The organism is Streptomyces sp. NPDC041122 (assembly GCF_055592445.1).
The window spans coordinates 248036-270432 of record NZ_JBVIYQ010000007.1 but is presented as its reverse complement, the minus strand read 5'-3'; the positions used below and the strand labels follow the sequence as shown (position 1 = coordinate 270432).

The 22397-nt window shown below is 72.0% G+C and carries 22 protein-coding genes; 14 read left to right on the top strand and 8 right to left on the bottom strand.

The window, feature by feature from the left end; translation table 11 throughout:
* Positions 1–6 precede the first annotated feature (6 nt).
* From ACZ6B8_RS25490 to ACZ6B8_RS25475, 4 genes are all read right to left on the bottom strand, one after another.
* Complete coding sequence (locus ACZ6B8_RS25490) at positions 7–759, bottom strand: SDR family oxidoreductase (protein ID WP_471608766.1); 753 nt, start codon at positions 757–759, stop codon at positions 7–9.
* Positions 756–1976, bottom strand: a complete 1221-nt coding sequence (locus ACZ6B8_RS25485) for an acyl-CoA dehydrogenase family protein (protein ID WP_471608765.1) — start codon at positions 1974–1976, stop codon at positions 756–758. Before ACZ6B8_RS25485 ends, ACZ6B8_RS25490 begins: the two co-directional genes overlap by 4 nt.
* A 113-nt stretch (positions 1977–2089) precedes the next feature.
* Positions 2090–2728 carry an HAD family hydrolase gene (locus ACZ6B8_RS25480; RefSeq protein ID WP_471608764.1) on the bottom strand — a complete coding sequence of 213 codons (639 nt, stop codon included), beginning with the start codon at positions 2726–2728 and terminating at the stop codon, positions 2090–2092.
* 111 nt (positions 2729–2839) lie between these two features.
* Entirely contained in the window at positions 2840–2986 is a 147-nt protein-coding gene (locus ACZ6B8_RS25475) for a hypothetical protein (protein WP_471608763.1), read from the bottom strand.
* A gap of 36 nt (positions 2987–3022) precedes the next feature.
* Here ACZ6B8_RS25475 and ACZ6B8_RS25470 point away from each other — a divergent pair, with 36 nt between their 5' ends.
* From ACZ6B8_RS25470 to pgl, 5 genes are all read left to right on the top strand, one after another.
* Positions 3023–3973, top strand: a complete 951-nt coding sequence (locus ACZ6B8_RS25470; protein WP_471608762.1) for an alpha/beta fold hydrolase — start codon at positions 3023–3025, stop codon at positions 3971–3973.
* Between the two features lie 54 nt (positions 3974–4027).
* A complete protein-coding gene (locus ACZ6B8_RS25465) occupies positions 4028–4702 on the top strand; it encodes a TetR/AcrR family transcriptional regulator (RefSeq protein ID WP_471608761.1) in 675 nt (224 codons plus the stop codon).
* 119 nt (positions 4703–4821) lie between these two features.
* Positions 4822–5364 carry a GNAT family N-acetyltransferase gene (locus ACZ6B8_RS25460; RefSeq protein ID WP_471071381.1) on the top strand — a complete coding sequence of 181 codons (543 nt, stop codon included), beginning with the start codon at positions 4822–4824 and terminating at the stop codon, positions 5362–5364.
* Between the two features lie 455 nt (positions 5365–5819).
* Positions 5820–6488, top strand: a complete 669-nt coding sequence (locus ACZ6B8_RS25455) for a hypothetical protein (RefSeq protein ID WP_471608760.1) — start codon at positions 5820–5822, stop codon at positions 6486–6488.
* A 335-nt stretch (positions 6489–6823) separates the two neighbouring features.
* Positions 6824–7573, top strand: a complete 750-nt coding sequence (gene pgl, locus ACZ6B8_RS25450) for a 6-phosphogluconolactonase (RefSeq protein ID WP_471608759.1) — start codon at positions 6824–6826, stop codon at positions 7571–7573.
* 16 nt (positions 7574–7589) lie between these two features.
* Here the strand turns inward: pgl and ACZ6B8_RS25445 are convergent, their stop codons facing one another.
* On the bottom strand, positions 7590–8570 hold the full coding sequence (locus ACZ6B8_RS25445; RefSeq protein ID WP_471608758.1) for a LysR family transcriptional regulator: 981 nt from the start codon (positions 8568–8570) through the stop codon (positions 7590–7592).
* 136 nt (positions 8571–8706) lie between these two features.
* On the opposite strand from ACZ6B8_RS25445, the gene ACZ6B8_RS25440 reads away from it, so the two are divergent.
* The 7 genes from ACZ6B8_RS25440 (at position 8707) to ACZ6B8_RS25410 (ending at position 16214) form a co-directional block, all read left to right on the top strand.
* Positions 8707–9201 carry a hypothetical protein gene (locus ACZ6B8_RS25440; protein WP_471071393.1) on the top strand — a complete coding sequence of 165 codons (495 nt, stop codon included), beginning with the start codon at positions 8707–8709 and terminating at the stop codon, positions 9199–9201.
* A 212-nt stretch (positions 9202–9413) separates the two neighbouring features.
* Positions 9414–10433 (top strand): hypothetical protein, encoded by a 1020-nt coding sequence (locus tag ACZ6B8_RS25435; RefSeq protein ID WP_471608757.1) that lies wholly within the window; start codon positions 9414–9416, stop codon positions 10431–10433.
* Entirely contained in the window at positions 10430–11461 is a 1032-nt protein-coding gene (locus tag ACZ6B8_RS25430) for a hypothetical protein (protein ID WP_471608756.1), read from the top strand. The genes ACZ6B8_RS25435 and ACZ6B8_RS25430 overlap by 4 nt, the downstream gene beginning before the upstream one ends.
* A gap of 132 nt (positions 11462–11593) precedes the next feature.
* Complete coding sequence (locus tag ACZ6B8_RS25425) at positions 11594–12823, top strand: MFS transporter (protein WP_471608755.1); 1230 nt, start codon at positions 11594–11596, stop codon at positions 12821–12823.
* 226 nt (positions 12824–13049) lie between these two features.
* The gene (locus ACZ6B8_RS25420) at positions 13050–14057 is read left to right on the top strand and encodes a sugar ABC transporter permease (RefSeq protein ID WP_471608754.1); all 1008 of its coding nucleotides are present in this window, start codon (positions 13050–13052) and stop codon (positions 14055–14057) included.
* Positions 14058–14217: 160 nt separating this feature from the next.
* On the top strand, positions 14218–15306 hold the full coding sequence (locus tag ACZ6B8_RS25415) for an RNA ligase (RefSeq protein ID WP_471608753.1): 1089 nt from the start codon (positions 14218–14220) through the stop codon (positions 15304–15306).
* Positions 15306–16214, top strand: a complete 909-nt coding sequence (locus tag ACZ6B8_RS25410; protein ID WP_471608752.1) for a phosphatase domain-containing protein — start codon at positions 15306–15308, stop codon at positions 16212–16214. The genes ACZ6B8_RS25415 and ACZ6B8_RS25410 overlap by 1 nt, the downstream gene beginning before the upstream one ends.
* Before the next feature lie 53 nt (positions 16215–16267).
* On the opposite strand, the gene ACZ6B8_RS25405 is transcribed toward ACZ6B8_RS25410, so the two are convergent.
* From ACZ6B8_RS25405 to ACZ6B8_RS25395, 3 genes are all read right to left on the bottom strand, one after another.
* The gene (locus tag ACZ6B8_RS25405; protein WP_471071415.1) at positions 16268–16690 is read right to left on the bottom strand and encodes a Dabb family protein; all 423 of its coding nucleotides are present in this window, start codon (positions 16688–16690) and stop codon (positions 16268–16270) included.
* Positions 16687–17319 (bottom strand): TetR/AcrR family transcriptional regulator, encoded by a 633-nt coding sequence (locus ACZ6B8_RS25400; protein WP_471608751.1) that lies wholly within the window; start codon positions 17317–17319, stop codon positions 16687–16689. Before ACZ6B8_RS25400 ends, ACZ6B8_RS25405 begins: the two co-directional genes overlap by 4 nt.
* Positions 17320–17464: 145 nt before the next feature.
* Positions 17465–18643: an acyl-CoA dehydrogenase family protein gene (locus ACZ6B8_RS25395; protein WP_471608750.1), complete on the bottom strand. Its 1179-nt coding sequence runs from the start codon at positions 18641–18643 to the stop codon at positions 17465–17467.
* A gap of 141 nt (positions 18644–18784) precedes the next feature.
* Here ACZ6B8_RS25395 and ACZ6B8_RS25390 point away from each other — a divergent pair, with 141 nt between their 5' ends.
* Together ACZ6B8_RS25390 and ACZ6B8_RS25385 are read left to right on the top strand one after the other, a co-directional pair.
* Entirely contained in the window at positions 18785–20635 is a 1851-nt protein-coding gene (locus ACZ6B8_RS25390) for a CoA transferase (protein ID WP_471608749.1), read from the top strand.
* Positions 20632–22305, top strand: coding sequence for a class I adenylate-forming enzyme family protein (locus ACZ6B8_RS25385; protein WP_471608748.1), 1674 nt, complete (start codon positions 20632–20634; stop codon positions 22303–22305). Before ACZ6B8_RS25390 ends, ACZ6B8_RS25385 begins: the two co-directional genes overlap by 4 nt.
* Positions 22306–22397 lie beyond the last annotated feature (92 nt).

The following is a 22397-nucleotide window of genomic DNA, read 5'->3' as shown; positions in this document are numbered from 1 at the left end:
CGTCCGTCACAGCGGCCCCGACCCCAGGAGCTGTCCGCCGTCGACCACCAGGGTCTCCCCGGTGATCCAGCGCGCGCCGTCGCCCGCGAGGAACGCCACGGCCTCGCCCAGGTCCTCCGGTTCGCCGATGCGGCCCAGGGGCGTGGCCGCGGCGACCTTGGCCTCGTTCTCCTGCCACAGCGCCTCGGCCAGTCTGGTGCGCACGACGCCGGGGGCGATGGCGTTGACGCGGACCTCGGGGCCCAGTTCCAGGGCGAGTTGGCGGGTGAGGTGAATGAGCGCGGCCTTGGAGACGTGGTAGATGCCGACGTCCTGCGCCACCGAAAGGCCGCCGATCGACGCGGTGTTGACGACGGATCCGCCGTGCTCCCCCATCCACGCCTTCACCGCCAGCGACGTCCAGAGGATCGGCGCCCACAGGTTGACGTCCATCGTCTTGGCGAAGCGCCCGTGGTCCTGATCGATGACCGGGCCGTACGCCGGGTTCGTACCGGCGTTGTTGACCAGGACGTCCAGGCGCCCGTGCGTCGCCAGGGTGTGGTCGACGCAGGCGCGGGCGGCGTCCTCGTCGGTGGCGTGGGCGCCGAACCCCGTGACGCCGGCGCCGAGTTCACGGGCCGCCTCCTCGGCGCGCTCCTGGCTGCGCGAGGTGATGACGACCTGCGCGCCGCGGTCCCGCAGGGCGGCGGCCGCGGCGAGTCCGATACCCCGCGACGCGCCCGTGACGACGGCGACCTTTCCGTGGAGGGAGTCGTTCATCGTGCGCTCCGATCGGCCTCGCGACGGCGCAGTTCACGTACGGCGATGGTGCGCTTGTGCACCTCGTCGGGGCCGTCGGCGAGGCGCAGCGTGCGCAGGTGGGCGTACATGCTCGCGAGCGGGAAGTCGTCGCTGACGCCCGCGCCGCCGTGCACCTGGATGGCGCGGTCGACGACCTTGAGGGCCACCTCGGGGGCGGCGACCTTGATCGCGGCGATCTCCGTGCGGGCCTCCTTGTTGCCGACGGTGTCCATCAGGTGGGCCGCCTTGAGGGTGAGCAGGCGGACCATCTCGATCTCGACCCGGGATTCGGCGATCCAGTCCTGGATGTTGGCCCGGTCGGTCAGGGGCGCGCCGAACGTCGTCCGTGACTGAGCGCGGTCGATCATCAGGTCCAGGGCGCGCTCCGCCATGCCGATGGTGCGCATGCAGTGGTGGATGCGGCCGGGGCCGAGCCGGGCCTGGCTGATCATGAAGCCGTCGCCCTCGCCCGCGAGCAGGGCGGTGCGCGGCACCCGTACGTTCTCGAACAGCACCTCGGCGTGGCCTTCGCGGTCCTGGTAGCCGAAGACGGGCAGCCCGCGCAGGACGGTCACGCCCGGCGTGTCGAGCGGGACCACCATCATGCTCTGCTGACGGTGGCCGGGCCCGTCCGGGTCGGTCTTGCCCATGACGATCAGGACGCGGCAGTTCTGGTGCAGGGCGTTCGACGTCCACCACTTGCGGCCGTTGAGGACGTACTCGTCGCCGTCGCGGACCATCCGCATCTCGATGTTGCGGGCGTCGGAGCTGGCGACCGCGGGCTCGGTCATGGCGAACGCGGAGGCGATCTCGCCGGCGAGCAGCGGCTTGAGCCACTTCTCCTTGTGCTCGTCGGTGCCGAAGAGCGTGAGGACCTCCATGTTGCCGGTGTCCGGCGCGTTGCAGTTGGTGGCCTCCGGGGCGAGGTGGGCGCTGCGGCCCATGATCTCGGCGAGTGGCGCGTACTCCAGGTTGGTCAGGCCCGGGCCCCACTCCGGGTGCGGGTGGAACAGGTTCCACAGGCCCTGCCGCCTCGCCTCGGCCTTCAGCTCCTCGATGACCGGCGGCTGGAAGTGCGGGTCGCCCGCCCGCGCCATCTGCTCCTCGTACACCGCCTCGGCGGGGTAGACGTGCTCGTCCATGAAGGCGAGCAGCCTCTCCTGGTACTCCTTGGCGCGGTCGGTCACGTCGAACACGGGTCCTCCAGCGGTCTTGGTCGGATCTGAGTCTGGGCCCGGGGCGCGCCCGGTGGATACACCGCGCCGCGGCTGTCGGCCCGCGTCCGAGCCCTGTCACGGGTCGGGGCGTGTCACAGGTGGGCCGCGGGTCCGAGGAGCCGTGCCAGCTCGGCGGCCGTGGCGGCGGCGTCGCGGTGCACCACCCCGGCGAGGCCGAGCCGCTGCGCCGCCACGATGTTCTGGGGCAGGTCGTCGACCATCACCGTGTGCTGCGGGCGTACGCCGAGGCGTTCGCAGGCGAGGGCGTACGCGCGCCGCGAGGGTTTGCGCACCCCGATCTCCCGGGAGACGGTCACGGCGTCGAACATCGCGGGCAGGTCGAAGCCCGCGTAGCAGTCGTCGCCGAGGGAGTTCGAGAGGAGCCCGGCCCGGTGACCGTCGGCCCGGACCCGGGCCACCAGGGCGATCATGGCGGGGTCCGGACGGATCCTGGCCTGGAGGCGCCGCACCAGGCCGGGCGCCTGGACGTCAGCCCCGTGCGCGCGCAGGCGTACGGCGAGGCCGTCCTCGAACTCCCGCTCACCGATGCGGCCCTCTTCGTGCGCCACGAGCAGCGCACCACCTTCCTCGTCCTTCGCGAGCACGCGAAGCAACAGGCGTGGATCGTCGGCGAGTTCACGGCCGATCTCCTCGAAGGCGGCGACGACACTCGTGGTGAGCACCCCACCGAAGTCGAACAGAACCGCACCGCGCGTCCGTACGCCGGCCATCGCACCGCACCTTCCCTCGCCTCGGGTCCGGTCAACGTAATTGAATCCGGGTTCAGGTTCAAGGGTGGGCCGATGACGGCCCGCGTGGTATCCCTGGGGTGCGTCATGACGTCAGATCGGACGCCGCGCACGGAGGTCGGCCGATCGCTCCGGGACGAGGCGAGTCAGGACCTTGTGTTCGACGATCTTGATCGGCAGGGTGTCCGGCGTGACGTACGTCCAGAAGTTCGTCCTGACGTTCGTCCTGACGTAGGTCACATACGTCCCGACGCGACCGGTTGAGGAGATCCGTACATGAGGAAGCACATTTCGATCGCCGAGTGGGAGCGGGTGGCGACCCGCGAGGTGACCTCGGGCGATGTCACGCTCCGGGTCTTCGATCACGGAGAGGGACGGCCCGGCCGGCCTCCGGTGGTGCTGTGCCACGGCTTTCCCGAGCTGGCCTTCTCGTGGCGTCACCAGGTCTTCGCGCTGGCGGAGGCGGGGTACCGCGTCCTGGCCCCCGACATGCGGGGATACGGAGGGAGCTCACGGCCGGCCGACATCGACGCGTACGACATCCTGTCGCTCTGCGGCGACCTGGCCGCGATCCTCGACGACGTGGGCGCGGACGACGCGGTGTTCGTCGGGCACGACTGGGGCGCCAACGTGGTGTGGCAGATGGCCCTGGCCCACCCGGAGCGGGTGCGCGCGGTGGCCGGGATGAGTGTGCCGGTGAGCCGGCGGGCGCCGGCCCCGCCGCTGCCGATCCTGCGCGAGCGGCTCGGTGAGGACTTCTACATGGTGTGGTTCCAGGAGCCGGGCGTCGCCGATGCGGCGTTGCGGCACGACGTGCGCCGGACGCTCGTGACGAAGGAGATCTACTCCGCACGGTGGGCCGCCAGGACCGAGCGCGAAGAGGGTGAGTCAGCTCCCCCGCCGTGGCTCGACGCCGACGAACTCGCCTACTACGTCGACACGTTCGAGGCGACCGGCTTCACCGGCGGCCTCAACTATTACCGCAATCTGGACCGCAACTGGGCCCTCACCGAGCATCTCGCCGAGCGCCGCGTCACGCAGCCTTCCCTGTTCGTGACCGGGTCCAAGGACCCCGTCGCCCAGTTCATGCCGGCGAAGGACCTGGACCGGATGCTCACCGACCGGCGTGGCACGCTCGTGATCGACGGCGCGGGCCACTGGATCCAGCAGCAGCGGCCCGACGAGGTGAATGCCGCTCTCCTGGAGTTCCTCTCCGAGGTCGGCTGATACCATCCGCTGCCACCGATACGTACAGGTTCGACCGACAGTGAATGGATAGCGGTGGCTGCCCAGGCCCCGGCCGCGGACGGCGGTCAGAAGCAACCGATCACTCCCCGCAGCGCCCGCGGCGTCAGGACGCGCAACGCCCTGATCGCCGCCGCCCGCGAGGTCTTCGAACGCGACGGGTACCTGGACGCGCGCATCGCGGACATCTCCAGGGCGGCCCATGTCGCGTCCGGGTCGTTCTACACGTACTTCAACAGCAAGGAAGAGATCTTCCAGGCGCTCGTCGCGCAGGTGCAGGAGGAGATGCTCCACCCGCACCTGCGCGAGCGCACCGGGATCACCGATCCCCGCGAGCTCATCGACGCGTCGAACCGCGAGTATTTGCGCGCGTACAAGAAGAACGCCCGCCTCATGGCGCTGTTCGAGCAAGTCGCCCAGGTCGACGAGCAGTTCATGGCGTTGCGCATCGAGCGCGGCAACGCCTTCGCCCGGCGCAACGCCAAGCTGATCCGGACCCTGCAGGAGGACGGCCGCGCGGACGCGAGCCTGGACCCGCTGGTCACCGCGCACGCCCTGTCGGTGATGGTGAGCCGCATGGCCTACCTGGTCTTCGTGCTCGGGCAGCGGATTCCGTACGAGCGGCTCGTCACGACGCTCAACACGATCTGGGAGAACGGGCTGCAGCTGAAGGATCCCGCGACGCAGCCCGCGGGCGGCAGCAGCCGCTGAGAGGCCCATTCTCTGTCGGGCTTCTCCTTCTCTGTCACGCCTTCTCTGTCACGCCCGGCCGGCGAGCAGCACCTCGTAAGGGTTGTGGCGCACAAGGCGCTTACACCAGGCTGATCGTCATGAGAGAGCACAGCATTCACGGAGATCACGCGAGCGATCAGCAGTCACCGACCGGACAGCTCACCATGCCCCGCACCCGCGTCCGCCCGGCCGTGGAGGCGGACCTCCCGGAGCTCGTGCGTCTGCGGGCGCTGCTCTTCGAGACGCTCGGCGGCGATTACTTCAATCCGTCGCCGGAGGAGAGCGCGTGGCGCCGCGAACTCGCCTCCGTACTGCGCGAGAAACTCACGTCGGACTCCGCGTGCATCCTGGTCGTGGACGGCGAGGAGGGTCTCGCCGCGTGCGGCATCGGCACGGTGGACCAGTGGTTCCCGGGTCCGCACAATCACAACGGCCGGGTGGGCCACGTGATCGGCGTGGTCACCGATCCGGCGTACCGGCGACGGGGCCACAGTCGCGCGATCATGGGGGCACTGCAGGACTGGTTCCGCGCGCGAGGAGCCTCCCGCGTGGACCTGTACGCATCGCACGAAGGCGAGCCGCTCTACCGGGACTTGGGCTTCGTCGACCATCCGGATCCGGCACTGTACTGGCGCCCCTGAGCTCACACCGCGACATCCCCCTGACGGACGGCGCCCGGGTGGCCGGCCCCGGGTGCCCTGCATCCCCACGTCTGCGCTCAGCGGCCGTAGCACCCCGCGGGGGCATGTCGTCGGCGTGGTGACCGGCGATGATCCCACCGGTGGCGTCGTACGCGTCCCAACGCGGGCACTGGGGACAACATGCCTGCGCTCGTCCCTATGGTCCAACCGCTCGTCTCCGCTCGGGACGCGGCAGAGCCGGTCGGCCGTGTCGCAGCCCGACGTACACCCGTGTGGTGATCTACGGGGCACCGTTACACGATCTATGACTGTCTGTAATGGGCGGCGATTTACTCTTATTCCGTACTCGCCGGACTACAGAGACAAAAGATCTGCAACCGCGCAGAGCCATTCGACCAGTGGTTTCGCGTCGTGCGAGTGCACACCACCGCATCGTGAAGGGGAACACCGCCGTTATGCGCACCATCACCCACCGCCGCAGCGCCCTGCGCACCGCCACCGTCTCCGTCATCGCCGGCACCGCCCTGCTGGCTCCGGCCGCGGCGGCCCTGGCGAGCACGTCCGCCCCCGAACGGCCCGCCGCCGTGCAGCCCGTCGCGTCCGCCGCCCACACCACGAAGATCGACATCGGTGCCGGTGTCACCATCACCGTCAAGGACGGCCACCCGTACTACAACGGCAAGGTCATCAAGCCGGGCCAGACCGTCGACGACGGCATCTACGTGCACTTGAGCGCCGACGGCAAGCGCCTTTACAGCAAGACGCAGGGTGGCGGTGTGCCGTACGCGATCTGGGACGTCAGGACCGGCAAGTCGCTCGGCACCCAGAAGAACAGCCCCACCGCGACGACGAAGGCCTCGCTGACCGCCAAGCCGTCGGCGACCACCGTGAAGGCCTGGCAGGACCTGCGTGTCAGCGGCAGGGCGACGGGCATCAAGGCCGGCAGCAAGGTGAGCCTGCAGCAGAAGCAGCACGGGGCGTGGAAGACGCTGCCCGCCTCCACGAGCGTCAACAAGTCCGGCGCGTACTCCCTGCGCGTCAAGCTCGGCCTGAAGGGCAAGAACGACCTGCGCATGAAGAGCGGCGCCACCTTGTCGCCGGTCTTCCAGGTCACCGTGCGCTAGCGCACCCGCTCCGACCGGTCCCGTGTGCCTGCGTCCAGGCACACGGGACCGCCGCACGTGGGCGCGGGGTGTACGACCCCGCGGGGGCGTCCGGGAACCCGCAAAAAGTGGGGCATCAATACGTCACTTCGGGTCAATGAGTGAATGCGCATTCACTCGGACGGTGATTGATCGTTGCGCCTTCGTGAGCCGATAGCGTCGGTAATCCGATCGTCATGACCCCCTATGCCGTGGCGGCATAGGGACGCTGCCGAATTGGCCCGTTCACGGGGTACGAAAGCCGCAGTAGCCTGGCGCGGAAGAAACCTCGAACACCATCCCGCCAGGAGGATTCAGTGGCTGAAACGCACGTCTTCGCGAACCCCGCCGAACTCGCACGCGCGGTCGCGGACCACGCGGCCCGCTCCCTCGGTGCGACCGTCGACCGGGCGGGCGGCGCCACCTGGGTCCTCGCCGGCGGCAGCACCCCGGCAGCCGCGTACCGACTGCTCGCCGAGGAGCAGTCCTCCGCGGAGCGGCCCGCCATCGACTGGCCCCGGTTGCACGTCCTGGTCGGCGACGAGCGCTGCGTCCCCGTCAGCCATCCCGACTCCAACTGGGGGCAGGCCTCGGCGGCGTTGCTGGACCGGGTCCCGGTCGAGCCGGGCCGGCTGCTGGTGCCGGAAGGGGCCCTGTCGCCCGAGGAGGCCGCCTCGCACTACGAGGCCGCTCTCACCCTGCTGCCGAAGAACGCCGACGGGCTGCCCCGGCTGGACCATGTGTGGCTGGGCGTCGGGGAGGACGGCCATACGTTGTCCCTGTTCCCGGGCCTGGACGCCGTCGAGGTGACGGATCGGCTCGTCGTCGGGGTGCATGATGCGCCGAAGCCTCCCCCGGAGCGCATCACGCTCACCCTGCGCGCGCTGCGGGGGGCTCAGGACTGCCTCGTCATCGCGGCCGGCGCGGGCAAGGCCGAGGTGATCGCCGGGGCGCTGGAGGGCGACGACAAGCTCCCGGTGGCGCGTGCGGTGCGAGCGGTGGAGGCGGCGGGAGGACGGGTCACCTGGCTGCTCGACGAGGCAGCGGCCGGAAAACTCTCCGGGTGAGGTGGCATTCCCGTACTCAATTTCCCTCGTCCGCGAGCTGCCGATTGCACTCATCCATGTCGTCCATGAGCTTCTCCCCGCTCAAGGACTTCTTCCTGCCGAGAGATGCGGCACGGATCATTTCGGCGAAAATCATGGCGGCCGAGGAAAGGCTGTCCGGTTTCCAGTGCAGCCATACGTCCGTGTAAATGGCGCCGTCCGACGCCATGAGCACGCTGCCACGGTCCGCTTCGGACGGGTCGATGTTGTCCCGGGCCACGATGGGAATGCCCACGCCGCCGCGCCCCAGCGCCAGGAGCGACAGGGGGCTCGAGCTCTCGACCAGGACGTGCGGGCTGAACCCGCATTTGGCCGCGCCCCGCTCCAGCTCGACCCTGGAGAAGTAGCCGAGCGGGGCGGTGAGCAGGGGAAAGCCCCGCAGGGCGGCCAGTTCGACCTGGGCACTCCCGTGGTCCGGGTGGTGTTCCGGCAGGACCGCCACGATGTCCGCCCGGTACGCCTTGAACCCGTCGAAGTCGTTCCTGGGGCCCGGCGCCATGGCCAGGTCGAGCGTGCCGAGGCGGAGGTCCTCGTAGAGCCGCCGCGCGACCTCGGCCCGCCTGCTGTCCGCGAGTCCGGTGAACTCCATTCTGATGGTGGGGTGTTCGGCGAGATAGGCGCCGATGACGGGTGCCAGCAGATATCTGATGTGCACCGGGAAGCAGCCGAACCGCACCAGGCCGGTACGGCCCTGGCTCAGGTCCGCCGCGATCTCGCAGAGCCTGTCGTTCGCGCCGAGGACCCGCTGGGCCTCCGCCAGCAGAAGGGTGCCCGCCGACGTCAGCACCACGCGGTTGCCGGACCTCTCGAAGAGAGGCACTCCCAACTCCCCCTGCAGGCTCTTCACTTTCCGCCACAGGGCCGGCTGGGACACGTGCAGACGCTCTGCCGCCAATACATAGGAACCCGATGTGGCCACGGCAGTGAAGTAGGTCAGCTGTTGCAGTTCGATGGTCATTCCGACCCCCGTCTATGCCGCCGGAACATAGGCTTCTTACGAACTTGTGCCATTGACCGGCACTCAACCCCTGCCGGGATAATGGTGCATGAGCCCACGACACACAGGGGTGTCCGGTGGAATTCGGGAGTCCGCGGTGACCAACAGGAGGCAGGCGACGGGTGGAAAGCAGTCGTCGGCATCGGCGCGCGGACGGAATTCCCCCCTGGATCCCGTACCGCAGCGCCGCGCCCTGAACACCGGACTCGTCGCCGTGGGCTGCGGGGCGACCTCGCCCGCGACGGCCCTGTTCGTCCAACAGACGGGCTGCCCGGCCTGGTTGCTCGTCACCCTGGTCATCGGCGCCCCGGTCAGCGCGTCCCTCGTGGCCGCCGTCACGTACACGCTGATGCGGCGCACGGACGCCGCCGTGCGCGTGTGCGAAGAAGCCGCCGGCGCCGCTCGCGACTCGGTCGTGGAGACCGCCCAGTTGAGCACTCTGGAAACGCTACAGCAGATCACCTCGCACGGCGGCCAGTTCGTTCTCACCAGGTCGGCGGACGGGGCGATAAAGATCGAATGCACGGCAGCGGCACGGGAATCCCGGACCATCACCCAAAGGGATACCGGGCGCCGCCCCTCGGCAGCATGATGTAAGGAAGCGAAACGGGGGTGCCGTCATGGCTATTCGCTTCGGTCCGGGGCCCGTTCGAGTACCGGTATGGGCTTATGCGGTTCTGGGGTTCGTTCTTGTGGTGGGGCTCTTCCTTGGCATCAGGGGAGTCGCGTCACCGGAGGGCGGGGCGCGGGGTGGCGGGGGCAGTGGGAACAATGGGGGCTCGCTGAGTGGCGGCTCGGATACGGGTGCGAGTACGGGCACTGCGGGGGGCTGCGGGCACGGGTGCCGCGGGCGGCAGCGGCGGATCGGACGGGAGCGGCGCCACCGGCGGGACAGCGAACGGCTCGTCGAGCGGGGCGACGGACGGGGCCTGGCAGACGGGTGGCGGGGACGGCAGCGGCCCCGGGGGCGGCGACACCGGCGCGGGCGGTGGTCATGGGGGCGGGACGCCGCCCGGCTGGTTGCCCTGGGGGCCCAAGTCACCCAACACCGACGAGCAGTTCGAGCCGGACAGTCTGTACGACCTCCTCCAGCGCGGCGAGTGCGAGCAGGCTTACCACAGCGCCCTGTCACCGGAGGAGTGGAACAGCAACACCGGCTCCCCGCAGTCCTGGAAGGTGATCGAGGGACTCGCCGGGATCTGCAAGGCCGCACGCGGTGAGCCTGCCGGCATGGGCATCGCCACCCGGGCCGAAGCACGGCTGCGCGCCGCAGGCTACCGGCCCGCGAACACCGCGTACCGGTGCAAGGACGGCGACGCCTACGCGGTCCTGCGGCGCTTCGTCGACTACTACCGACAGCGTCCCGGTGAGCGGGTGGTGCTGCGCTCCGCCCCGGCCGGAACCGCGGCCTGCGCCATCAAGCTCGCCGCCACCGCCCCGAGCTTCGCACCCGGCTCCACCGCCGGCTTCGACGGCACCTGGCCCGACGAGCCCGACACGGTGGAACTGCGCGCGGCGGAACTGTCGCAACCTCTGGTGCTGAGGCCCTTCGGCGACGCGGACGACAAGGCACGGTGCTGCAAGGACGCGACGGTCGCCGTGGACCTGCCGGGGCCGGACGGGTTCGGCGGGCAACGTCCGACGGTGGTCGACGTGACGCTCGTGACGAAGAGCGGGGCCAGGGTGGTCAAGCGGGCCGCGTTCACCCTCGACTGGAGCGGTGTCGCCCGGGCTCCCGCGCCGTCCACGGCGCTCATGCCCTCCTCGGCGTCACGGTCGATCCGTATCGCGGGTGACGCCCTGCCGAAGGTGCTCGCTCGATGAGCGAGCCCTTTCCCCCGGTTCCGGAGCCGGGAAGGAGGACGGGGCCGGACCCGAGCCCTGATCCCGACCCGGGGCCACGGCCAGGACCGACGCCGAGCCCTGATCCCGGCCCGGAACCGAACCCTGATCCCACCCCTGCTCCCGCGCCACCACCGAACCCGGACCCGGCACCAGCCCCCTCCCCCACACCCAGCCCGACACCAGCCCCCACCCCCTCCGGGGTCGGCTGGGTCGAGATCGTCGGGGCCATCGGATCCCTGGTCACCCTCCTCACCGCCGTCCTCTTCTACTTCGGCTGGGCGAGCACCGACGCCGAGACCAAGGCGCTGGGGCTGCGCGACACCGTGTTCCACCTGTCCACCAGCGACTATCTGTTGCGCAGTGTCAGCGCGCTCTATCTCCCCGCCTGGCTGGCGGCGGGCGTCGCGCTCGGCATGCTCGGGCTGCTCCACCGGGCCGCGGCCGAACCGCAACGGCTCGTTCGCGCCGTGCGTATCCTGCGGTTCGCCTGGACGGTGCCGGTCGCGCTCGTACCGCTGTACCCGCTCGGACCCTGGCTGTTCGACCTGTTGCTGCCGCTCACCGCGATCGGCGGCTTCGCGCTCAGCGCGTACGCCCGCACCCGGGAACGCCAGGACCTGCGGCTCTGGGGGCTCACGGCCTTCATCTGCGTCCTCTCGCTCTTCTGGGCCGTGTCGGCGTACGCGGCGATCGCGGGCCGGGGCCGCGCGGAGCTGACCGAGCGGACCGTTCGCGGCGAGTTCCCCGCGGTCGTCGTGTTCAGCGAGAAGGACCTCATGATCCGGGGTGGCGGCAGCTGCTTCCGGCGCGTCACGGACAAGGGGAGCCAGTTCGCCTACGAGTACGCCGGGTTGCGTCTCTTCCACGTCTCGGGAGACCGCATCTTCCTCGTCCCCCGCAACTGGTCGCCCGGTGACGGCACCCTGTACATCCTCAAGGAAGGGGCCGGGCAACGCGTCGATCTGCTCAGTGGGGCGGTGCGCCGGGCCCGGGAGTGCGGTGGGTGAGCGCGCACGGCGGGAGCCGTGGTCCAGTTCACACTGATCCGCCGGAACTCGTGGCGCGCACGGGCCGACTCCTGTCGAGGACCTGCGGACAGGCCCTGAGGACCTGACGTACCGGGGAGCGAAGGAGTGCCTGTGACGGCCGAGGCGAGGAACGTGCACCCGACAGCCGCGGACGGGGGCGGGCCGCGCTCCGACGGCGCGCTGACCGCGCTGCTGACCGGCGCCATGGCCTTCTCGATGATGCAGCTGTTCCTGCTCGGCGCACTCGGCCCGCGTCTCGTACGGGACTTGGATGTCTCGCCGACGGTGCTGGGCCTGACGACGACCGTCGGCTTCGGTGCGGCGGCCGTGCTCTCGCCGCTCGGCGGCCGGGTGGTCGACCGGGTGGGGCCGCGCCGGTGTCTGGTGGTGCTGCTCGTGGTGGCGGCTGGGGCGCTCGCGCTGATCGGGGCGGCGCCCGGTGCCGGGTTCCTGCTGGCGGCGGTGGCGCTCGGCGGGTTGCCGCAGGCGCTGGCCAACCCGGCCACCAACAAGGCGATCCTGGCCGCGGTGCCCGCTGAACGCCGGGGCGCGGTCACGGGAATGAAGCAGTCGGGGGTGCAACTCGGCGCGTTCGCGGCCGGGTTGCCGCTCACCGCGCTCGCCGGGCTCGTGGGCTGGCGCGCGGCCGTGTGGACGGCTGCGGCCGCGGCGGTGGGAGCCGCGGTGTGGGCGGCGCGTTCGCTGCCGGCCGACCCGGCCCCGAAGTCCCCGCCTCCACGCGCCGCCTGGTGGCCACGCGGCACGATCGCGTGGCTCGCGGCCTTCTCGCTGCTGCTCGGGGCCGGCATCGCGTCCGTCAACACCTATCTGTCGCTGTACGGTGCCGAGCGGCTCGGATGCGGGCCCACGGCGGCCGGCGCCCTCGTGGCCGTCCTCGGCGTCGCGGGGATCGGGGGGCGGGTGGGCTGGTCGAAGGTCGCGGGCGACCCGGACCGGGCACGCCGGTTGCCGGCGGCGCTCGCCGTCGGGGCGGTGGCGGCGGCGTTGCTGCTGGCCGCGTCGGCGTACGCGCGTCCGTTGGCGTGGCTCGCGGCGGCTGCCGTGGGTGTCTTCGCGGTGTCGGCCAACGCGGTCTCCATGGTCCTGGTCATGCAGCGCGCCGCCCCCGGCCGGGCGGGCCAGGACTCGGCGCTGGTCTCGGCGGGCTTCTTCGCCGGTTTCGCCGTCGGCCCCCCGCTGTTCGGGATGCTGGCGTCGGCGGGAAGGTACGGGGCCGGGTGGCTGGTGGTGGCGGGCGAATTCGCGGCGGCCGGTGCGGTGGCCCTGACCTGGGCGGCGCGTGAGCGGGGCGCGTCGGCGCGGGTGGTGGGCGGCCGGTGAACGCGACGGGGCGACGTGCCGATGCGGGCAGTGGGTGGCCGGTGAGTACTTGTCAGGCGGACCGATGTGGGTGGGGGCGGCCCGGGGGGTACGTACGACGACGTGCTGTCGCGGACGGCGAGTGGCCGATGAGCACATACGACGACGTGCCGTGGTCGGCAGGAGGCGGCCGATGAGTGCGTGGGACGGCGGGGTGACATCGACTGCGTCCGGCGGTCCGTCGCCGATGACTCGCGCTCGTGCCGAGGCGGCCCTGTCCGCCCTTCTCGACCGGGTCGCCGTCACCCACGCCCAGGTGGGCGACCGCTTCCCGCTCTTCGCGGAGCCGGGCTCGGGCCGGTGGACCACGTCCCTGCGGGGTTCGTGGACGGGCGGGTTCTGGTCCGGTCTCCTGTGGTTGCGCGCCCGCGTCACCGGCGAGGCGGCGGACCGTGAGGCCGCCGCCCGCTGCACCGGCCGGCTCGTGGCCATGGTGGAAGCGGACACCGCCACTCGCGGGCTCATCTTCTGGTACGGCACCGCGCTCGCGGACGACCCGGCGGCGAAGGCGTTGCGCGACCGTGCGGCGCACGCCGTGCTGTCCTCGTACGAACCCGAACTCGGTCTGGTTCCCTGGGGGTCGGCCTTCGGCGGCGAGCGGCTCCTCGCCAGGGTGGACGGTGTTCCGGGCCTCGTGCCGATGCTGGCCGCGGTGGAACCCGAGGCGGCGGCCTCCCACTTGCGCCGGCACCTCCAACTCTGCCTCGCTGGGCCACCGTTCACCTGGTGCCTGCGGTACGACGCGGACGCCGGCTGGACGGCCCGCGACGAGCCGCCACCCGGATGGGCCCGGGGCCCGGCCTGGCTCCTCCTGGCCGTCGCCGACGCCGTGCAGCACCTCACGGGTCAGCACGACCGGTGGCCTCGCCCGTACGAACTCGACGCCCTGCTGGGAACATTGGCGCCCGCCCTCCGCGTTCCACCCGCTGATGAGGCGTTTCCGGACGGCCCCCGTGACACCTCCGCCGCCGCGCTCTCGGCGTTCGCTCTGCTGAAGCTCGGACGACGGGACCAAGCCACCGCCCTCCTGGCGAAGCTCGTCCGCGACCACGTCACGGAGGACGGGCGGCTGCTGGACGGCTGCTACGACCTCGGATCCGGTACCGCCGTCCGGCACGAACTCGTCTGGGGCGACTTCTTCCTCGCCTGCGCCCTCGCGGTCCTGACCGGAGTGATCGACGCCCGGGAGCTGTAGCCGGCGATACCCCCGCCTCCGCCTCGCCCCTCCACCCTCGCGCTCACCAACCCCGTGCCCCGCACACCCGACCTCCGCGCGGAAAAACCAAAGGCGCAGCTCTCAGGCATTCAGGCATGATCGGACCTTCCGACCACTCGGCTCGTCAGGAGAGACGACGATGCTTGCCCCCATAGGCGACCTGTTCGACCCCGCCCTGCTCGCACACTGCCTCGACGAAGGCTTCGTCCGCGAGCAGAGCCACCCCTCGCTGCCGCTGCGCATTCTCAACTACACCGAGAGGGCGCAGTTCGAGCGGGAGTGGAACCAGGTCACCCGGCAGTGCCGCGGGCTCGTCATCGACGGTCAAGGGCACGTCGTCGCCCGGCCGTACGCCAAGTTCTTCAACTATTCGGAACACCCCGAGGGAACCTTCGGCCTGGACGACCCCGTGGTCGTCACCGACAAGCTCGACGGTTCGCTCGGCATCCTCTACCCGGTCCCCGGCGGCGGCCACGCGATAGCCACCCGGGGCTCGTTCGCCTCGGACCAGGCCCTGCACGCGACGGAGATATGGCAGGAGCGCTACGCCGCCACGGCCACGATCGCCCCCGGCGTCACCTACCTCTTCGAGATCATCTTCCCGAAGAACCGGATCGTCTGCGACTACGGCGCCCTCGACGATCTCGTGCTGCTCGGCGGCGTCGAACTCGCGACCGGCGCGCCCGTACCCGCGGCCGACCTGCCGTGGGAGGGGCCTCGGGTGGACACCTTCGGCTTCGCGACACTCGCCGAGGCCCTGGCCGCCGCACCGCGGCCGGGCGCCGAGGGCTTCGTACTGCGGTTCCCCGGCCGTGCCGACACCATGATCAAGATCAAGCAGGACGACTATGTGGCGCTGCACCGGATCATCACCGGCCTCAACGCCCGGGTGGTCTGGGAGCGCCTCGGCGCGGGCGACACCGTCGCGCGGATCTGTGACGGGCTGCCCGACGAGTTCCACGGCTGGGTCAAGGAGGTCGCGGCCGACCTGACCGCACGGCGCGAGGCGACCCTCTCCGAGGCGAACGCCGAGCACCGGCGCGTCCTCGCGGCCCTGCCCGAAGGCTGGACGCGCAAGGAGTACGCCGCCCTCGCGAGCCGTTCACCGCTGCGCGGCTGGCTGTTCCAGCTCCTGGACGGCCGCGATCCGTCGGACCGGATCTGGCAGACCCTGCGGCCCGAGGGCGACACGCGCCCCTTCCACTCCACCCCCGAGGACGACTCCTGATGCCTTCCCTGCACTTCACCCGTGGCCTGCCCGCCAGCGGCAAGACCACGTGGGCCCGCGCCTGGACCGCCGAGGACCGGGCCGGCCGGGCCCGTGTCAACCGTGACGACCTGCGCGCCATGCTCGACTCCGGCGAGCACGTCAAGGGCGTGACGGAGAAGCGCGTCATGGCCGTCCGCGACGCGGCCATCCTCGACCTGCTGCGCCGTGGGTACGACGTGGTCTGCGACGACACCAACCTGCCGCAGCGCGTCGCCCGCGACCTGGCCCGGCTCGCGGCGCAGGCCTGCGCCGAGCTGCACGTACGGGACTTCACCCATGTCCCGCTCGCCACCTGCCTGGAGCGGGACGCGGCCCGCGAGGCCCCCGTGGGCGAGGACGCCATCCGCGACCTCCACCTGCGCTACCTGGCGGGAAAGAGCTCACCGCTGCCGCTGCCCGAGGAGAGCCGGACCGCCCCGCCGACCGGACGCCCGTACGAGCCGAAGCCCGACGCTCCCAAGGCGGTTCTGGTGGACATCGACGGCACGGTCGCCCAGATGACGGGCCGCAACCCGTTCGACGAGACCCGCGTGCACGAGGACGTGCCGAACCCGCCGGTCGTCCAGGTCGTCCGGGCGCTGCACGCGGCGGGCAACCGGATCGTGTTCCTCTCCGGCCGCACCGAGGGATGCCGCGAGGCGACCGAGGCGTGGCTGACCGAGCACGTCGGCGTCCCGTACGCGGGGCCGTTCATGCGGCCGGCCGGCGACTCCCGCAAGGACTCGATCGTCAAGGTGGAGCTCTTCGACGCCCATGTGCGGGACGCGTACGACGTCCTCTGCGTGCTCGACGACCGCAGCCAGGTCGTCCAGGCGTGGCGGGCCATCGGCCTGACCGTGCTTCAGGTCGCCGAAGGAGACTTCTGACGCGACCGGCCCGGGGGTGCGGCAGCACCGGTCCCGTTGTCGACTCCGCCGTGTCAGTCGGGGTCGGCGACGGGCCTCGGCGCGCTGCTGCCGGTGTACGAGGGGAGGTCGGCGACGAGCCGGGTGAGGGCCGGGTCGCCCGCGTAGCGTCGCGCGTGCAGGTCGGCGATCTTGTCGGCTATGCCGGGGTCGTCGCTGTCGGTGGTGTCGTAGGAGACGAAGGACTCCAGCAGCGGCAGGCCGATCCGGTCGGTGTGGGCGTGCGAGGGCGCCATCAGGTACTCCCAGTAGCCGTCGAGGTCCTCGATGAGGAAGACGGCGCCGTACTCGAACTCGCCGCCGATGTCCCTGCCGACGACGTACCGTTCGACCGCGTCGATCGACTCGCCCTGGTTGCGCAAGCTGGCGAGGGCCTCCTCGCGCTGGGGGGCGGTGACGGTGGTCTTGAAGGTGAAGCGGTTGTGGTGGTAGATCATTTCTCTCCTTCGGTGGTCTGCGGGCGGTCTACGAGGTTCGTGGGCGGGGCCAGCCAGTATCCGAGCAGCGCGGTCACCGCCTGGTCGGCCAGGCGCCGGGCGCGGTCGAAGCCGACGTCCTCGATCGACCCGATGCTCGCGAGACCGTGCAGCGTGCCCCAGAGCAGGTCGGCGGCGTCCTCGAGGTCGGGCAGGTCGGCTGCGGTCTCGTCCGCCCAGGCGCCGATCAGCTGCCGGGTGAAGGTGATCACGTGGCCGGCGGCGGAGCGGCGGGCGGAGGCATCGACGTCCGTGCCGGGTGCGCCCGACACGAGCTGGTACAGAGCGGGGCGTGACCGGGCGAACTCCAGGTAGGCGGCCGCCGCCAAGTGCGGGCCCCGTGAAGCCGGTTCACCGGCCACCGCGGCCCGCATCCGCTCCGCCAACTCGCCGTTGCCCCGCTCGAGCAGCGTGTGCAGTACGGCGTCCTTGCTCGGAAAGTGCTGGTAGATCACCGGTGCGCTGTAGCCGATCTCGGCGGCGATCCGCCGGATGGTCACCGCCTGCCAGCCCTCGGCCTCGGCCATCCGGCCGGCGGTCTCCAGGATCTCGGCGAACGTCCGCTGACGTACCTCTTCCCGCTTCCCCACCACGAACTCCTAACGGCGTTAGTAAATCTAACGTCGTTAGCATCTTGCGTGTTCCCGGGTCTGTCAAGCCGTCATGGTCAGGCTGGGGGGAAGAGGCTCCCGGAGTGCAGCTCGGGCGCCGCGATCCGGCCACCACCCCTCCCCCTCAAGACAGTTCGGCGCGCAGCACCCGGCGCGCGACCGAGGTGATGTGGAGTTCGTCCGGGCCGTCCAGGATCCGGGCGGTGCGGGCCGTGCGGTAGAGAGCGGGCAGGGCGGTGTCCGGGCCGAGGCCGGCCGCCCCGTACACCTGGATCGCGGCGTCGGTGACCTGGTGCAGGGTGCGGGCGGCGGCGACCTTCGCGAGGCCGACCTCCACGTGGGCATCGTTGCCCGCGGCGACCTCGGCCACGGCCTCGTACACGAGCGGCCGGGTGGTGCGCAGGGCGAGCAACGCCTCGAAGACGTGGCGCTGGACGAGTTGGAGGTCACCCAGCGGGCCGCCGGAACGGCTGCGGGTGACGGCGCGTGCGCGCAGCAACTCGAAAGCGCGGTGGGCCTGTCCGAGCCAGCGCAGAGCACGCAGGGTACGGCCGAGCTGCAGACGTTCGCCCGCAATGTTCAGGGCCGCGCCGGGTTCGCCGACCACGTGGTCCGCGTCGACGTGTACGCCGTCCAGTGCGATCTCCCACTGCCCGGCCGCGCCCAGGACGGGCAGCGGGCGCACCACCCGGAAGCCGGGCGCCGCGGTGGACACCAGCAGCAGGGACAGGCCGGTACGATCCGGAGCTCGCCCGTCGGTGCGGGCCAGCACCGTGACGAGGTCGGCGTCGCCCGCGCCGCTGGTGAACCACTTGCGTCCGCTCACCCGCCATCCGCCGCCCTGCTGCGGCTCGGCGCGGGTTTCGGTCAGGAACGGGTCCGTGCCGGGGGTGTCGGGCTCGGTCATCGCGTAACAGGTGCGGAGTTCACCGGCGGTCAACCGGGCCGGGTAGCGCTCCCGCACCCCGGGGCTGCCGTGCCGGGCCAGCATCAGGACGTCCAGGAGCGGCGCCGAGCCGAGAGCCATGGGACCGTGTTCGCTGGCCCCCTCCACCTCGGCGACGTGCGCGTACGAGGTGAGCGGCAGCCCCTGACCGCCGAACTCCACGGGGAGTGGCAGTGCCCAGAGCCCCGCCTCCCGCGCCTCCTTCTGGAGGCGGGACATGAGCGGCGCGGCTTCCGGTCCGCCGGCGTCCAGGACCGGTTCGCAGGGCATGACGCGCTCACGCACGAAGGCGGCGACCCGGTCCCGTATCCCGACGGTGTCCTGCGGACACGGAGGCCCTCCGCGTACGTCCCACATCTGCCGCTCCCTCACATTTCCGGCGCCGCCCGGGAACTCCCGCGAACGGCTGTCCGACTGACTCTTCTGTGGAACAGGTCGGGGGCGCGGGCCCCCGAGTTCCCGCGCGCAAGGCATCCCGCGCGCAAGGAATGGAGAGACATGGCGACACCGATCACGCAGGTCATACCGGCACTCGCGCGGAGCGCGGCACCGCTGGAGGGTCTGCGCACGGAGAACTCGGGGCCACCCGGCCCCGCCGACGGCCTCGTCGCGGAGCATCTGCGCCTGCTCGGCGCCGTCGCCGGCGGACAGCCCGGCGGCCAGGTCACGCTGGGCGGCGGGGAGTTGGGCGAGGTCCGCGCACGCTCGGCGTGGAGCACGCGAGCCGATGTCGTCGACGAGGCCACCGTCCAAGCGGTCACCGGCATCATGGCGGTGCACGGGCGCCGGGACGGCGGGCCGCGCGGCCTCGCCGTGGATTACGCGGCCACCGCCGCCGGGATCCTCACCGTGCAGGGCCTGTTGGCCGCGCTCGTCGCCCGGGCCCGCGGCGGGCGGGCCGCCGAGGTCGAGGTGACGGCGGAGCGGGCCGGGCTGCTCGCCGTCTCGCAGTATCTGGCCGCCGCGGGCGCCGAGGAGGGCGAAGCCGCCGAACTCGCCGCCGGAGGGCCGCCGTTCACGTCGTCCGACGGGGTCGTCTTCGAGCTGGAGACGCTCGATCCCGGGGTGTGGGCGGTCTTCTGGCGCTCGTTGGGGGCGCCGGAGGATGCGGTACGGCACGGGTGGCGGCCCTTTCAGTTCCGGTACGCGACGGCGTGTGCGCCCTTTCCGGACGCACTGCACGAAGCGGCACGCGGGCATGCGTGGGAACGGGTGCGACAGGCGGCGGGCGCGGCCGGCGCCGACGTGTGCCGGCTGCGGTCGCTCCAGGAGCGGGCCGACGAGTTCGACGGCCGGGCGCCCTGGGAACTGAGCGCGCGTGCGGGGTCGTCGTACCGTGCCGCCTTCCCATGCGCTCCCGAGCCATCCGGTGTACCTCGCTCCCCCGGTGTTTCCGCGAGCGCGCCGCTCGCCGGGCTCACCGTCCTGGAGGCGGGCCGCCGTATCCAAGCGCCGCTCGCCGCCCACCTGTTGGGGCTGCTCGGCGCCGACGTCGTCCGTGTGGAGCCGCCGGGCGGCGACCCGCTGCGCGGCATGCCGCCCGCCTGCTCGGGCGTCTCGGCACGCTGGCTCGCCCTGAACCGGGGCAAGCGTGCCGTCGAGGTGGACATCAAGTCGGCGGCGGACCGCGACCGGCTGCGCGCCCTGGCGGCCGAAGCCGATGTGTTCCTGCACAACTGGGCACCGGGCAAGGCCGCCCAACTCGGCTTGGAAGACGTGGATTTGGCAGCCGACAACCCCGGCCTGCTGTACGCCTACACGAGCGGCTGGGCCGGCCGACTGCCCGGCGCCCCGTTGGGCACCGACTTCATGGTGCAGGCCCGCACCGGCGTCGGCGCCGCCGCACGTCCGGCCGACGAGCCGCCGACGCCGTCCCTGATGACCCTGCTCGACGTGCTCGGCGGCCTGCTCGGCGCCGAGGCCGTCCTCGCGGGCCTGCTGCTGCGCGAGCGCACCGGCGCGGGCGTCCGCGTGGACTCCTCCCTGCTCGGCGCCGCCGACGTGCTCACCGCGCCCGCACGGGCGAGGGCGGCACAGGGTCTCGACCCGCGCCGACCGGCCGGTTTCCGGCGTCCGCTGCCCACCGCCGACGGCCTCGTCGCCCTCGCCGACCCCTGCGCGCTCCCGTACGACGTGCGGGAACCGTCCCCCGGACCGGCCCCGGGCGCGACGGACACAGGCCCGGCCCTGGAGCGGCGCACCACCGAACAGGCCCTGCGGCAGCTCCGCGCCCGCGGCCTGTCCGCCGTACCCGTCGTCACGGACATCGCCGATCTGCTCTCCTCCGACGCCATCAGCCGCGACACCCACGGCGCCCCCGCCGTGCCCACCCCCTGGAGCTTCCTGTGACCGTGGACCTGCACGACCTCCTCCCCACCGAGCTGCGCCGCTCCTGGGCCGTCGACGGCACCTGCCCCGACCTCGACGTCTACAGCCTCTACCGGGCACGCCAGATCGCCGACCCGCACGCCACCGCCGTGATCGACCGCAAGGGAAAGCTCTGTTACACCGCCCTGGACCGCAAGGTCCGATGTCTGGCCGCCGGGCTCACGGAGCTCGGCGTGCGCACGGGGGACGTGGTGGGTGTCCAACTGCCCAACGGACGTACCGCCGTCATCGCGGACCTGGCGCTGGCCGCCGTCGGCGCCGTGGCGCTGCCCTTCCCGGTCGGCCGGGGCGGTCGCGAGGCCGCCTCGCTGCTGCGCAGGTCGGAGGCGGTCGCGGTGATCGCGGTGGCCGAGCACCGGGGCAGCCGGCACGCCGCCGACCTGCTGGCGCTCGCGGGTGAACTGCCCGCGCTGCGCACAGTGGTCGCGGCGGGCGACGCCCCCGAGGGGAGCGTGCCGCTCGCCCGGCTGCTCCGCTCCGACCCGACGGCGTTCGTACCGGCCCGGCCCGACCCCGACTCGGCGGCCCGCATCCTCGTCTCCTCCGGCTCGGAGTCCGAGCCGAAGATGGTGGCGTACTCGCACAACGCGCTCGCCGGAGGCCGCGGCAACTTCCTCGGCTCCCTGATGCCGGACGGACAGCCGCCGCGCTGCCTGTTCCTGGTGCCGCTGGCCTCCGCGTTCGGCAGCAACGGCACCGCCGTCACGCTCGCCCGGCACGGCGGAACCCTGGTCCTGCTCGACCACTTCACCCCCGAGGCCGCCCTGGAGGCGCTCGCCGAGCACCGGCCGACCCACCTTCTGGGCGTCCCCACCATGATCCGCATGCTCCTCGACCGGATCGCGCGGGGCGGCCACCCCGACCTGACACCGCCCACCGCCCTGGTTGTCGGCGGCTCCCCGCTGGACGCGTCGACGGCGGCGGAGGCGCGCGAGGCCTTCGGCTGCCCGGTCGTGAACCTCTACGGCTCCGCGGACGGCGTCAACTGCCATACGGGGCTGGAGAACCGCGAGGCGACCGACGGCGCGGGCCCGGGCATCCTCGCGGGGCACCCCGACCGGCGGGTGGCCGACATACGCATAGCGGAGCCCGGCACGCCCCAGCTCGTCGAGGCGGCACCGGGCGCGGTCGGCGAGATCGTCGCCCGCGGCCCCATGACGCCGCTGTGCTATGTCGCCGCGCCCGAACTCGACGCCCGGTACCGCACGTCGGACGGCTGGGTGCGCACCGGAGACCTCGGGATGATCGCGCGGGACGGCGCGCTGCGGATCGTCGGACGGCTCAAGGACGTCGTGATCCGGGGCGGCGCCAACATCAGTCCCGCCGAGGTGGAGGTCGAACTCGCCGCGCACCCGGCGGTCCGTGACGTGGTGTGTGTCGGGGTGCCCGACCCCCTCATGGGCGAACGCCTCGCCGCCTGCGTGGTGGCGCGGGACGGCGCCGCGCCCACGCTGGAAGAACTGGGAGCACACCTCGACGCGCGTGGCCTGGAGCGGCGCAAGCACCCCGAACGCCTGCTCCTCCTCGCGGAGTTGCCGCTCACCCCGGCGGGCAAACCGGACCGCGCCGCGCTGCGGGAGCGGGTCGCGGGGCCGGTGGAACAGCGGCGGCCTGTCGCGACGGCGGGCTGACCGCTGGGTGACAGGAGACGTGCGAGAGGGCCCGCCTGGAGTATCCGGGCGGTCCCTCTTGTTCCTTGATGGGGTGTCAGCCGAGGGAGAGC

Excerpts from the sequence above, each read along its gene's own strand:
- ACZ6B8_RS25390 (WP_471608749.1), top strand. The coding sequence starts at position 18,785 with ATGGCGACACCGATCACGCAGGTCATACCGGCACTCGCGCGGAGCGCG.
- ACZ6B8_RS25490 (WP_471608766.1), bottom strand. The coding sequence starts at position 759 with ATGAACGACTCCCTCCACGGAAAGGTCGCCGTCGTCACGGGCGCGTCG.
- ACZ6B8_RS25445 (WP_471608758.1), bottom strand. The coding sequence starts at position 8,570 with ATGACCATCGAACTGCAACAGCTGACCTACTTCACTGCCGTGGCCACA.
- ACZ6B8_RS25430 (WP_471608756.1), top strand. The coding sequence starts at position 10,430 with ATGAGCGAGCCCTTTCCCCCGGTTCCGGAGCCGGGAAGGAGGACGGGG.
- ACZ6B8_RS25405 (WP_471071415.1), bottom strand. The coding sequence starts at position 16,690 with ATGATCTACCACCACAACCGCTTCACCTTCAAGACCACCGTCACCGCC.
- ACZ6B8_RS25420 (WP_471608754.1), top strand. The coding sequence starts at position 13,050 with ATGACTCGCGCTCGTGCCGAGGCGGCCCTGTCCGCCCTTCTCGACCGG.
- ACZ6B8_RS25395 (WP_471608750.1), bottom strand. The coding sequence starts at position 18,643 with ATGTGGGACGTACGCGGAGGGCCTCCGTGTCCGCAGGACACCGTCGGG.
- ACZ6B8_RS25415 (WP_471608753.1), top strand. The coding sequence starts at position 14,218 with ATGCTTGCCCCCATAGGCGACCTGTTCGACCCCGCCCTGCTCGCACAC.
- ACZ6B8_RS25410 (WP_471608752.1), top strand. The coding sequence starts at position 15,306 with ATGCCTTCCCTGCACTTCACCCGTGGCCTGCCCGCCAGCGGCAAGACC.
- ACZ6B8_RS25480 (WP_471608764.1), bottom strand. The coding sequence starts at position 2,728 with ATGGCCGGCGTACGGACGCGCGGTGCGGTTCTGTTCGACTTCGGTGGG.
- ACZ6B8_RS25470 (WP_471608762.1), top strand. The coding sequence starts at position 3,023 with ATGAGGAAGCACATTTCGATCGCCGAGTGGGAGCGGGTGGCGACCCGC.
- ACZ6B8_RS25460 (WP_471071381.1), top strand. The coding sequence starts at position 4,822 with ATGAGAGAGCACAGCATTCACGGAGATCACGCGAGCGATCAGCAGTCA.
- ACZ6B8_RS25455 (WP_471608760.1), top strand. The coding sequence starts at position 5,820 with ATGCGCACCATCACCCACCGCCGCAGCGCCCTGCGCACCGCCACCGTC.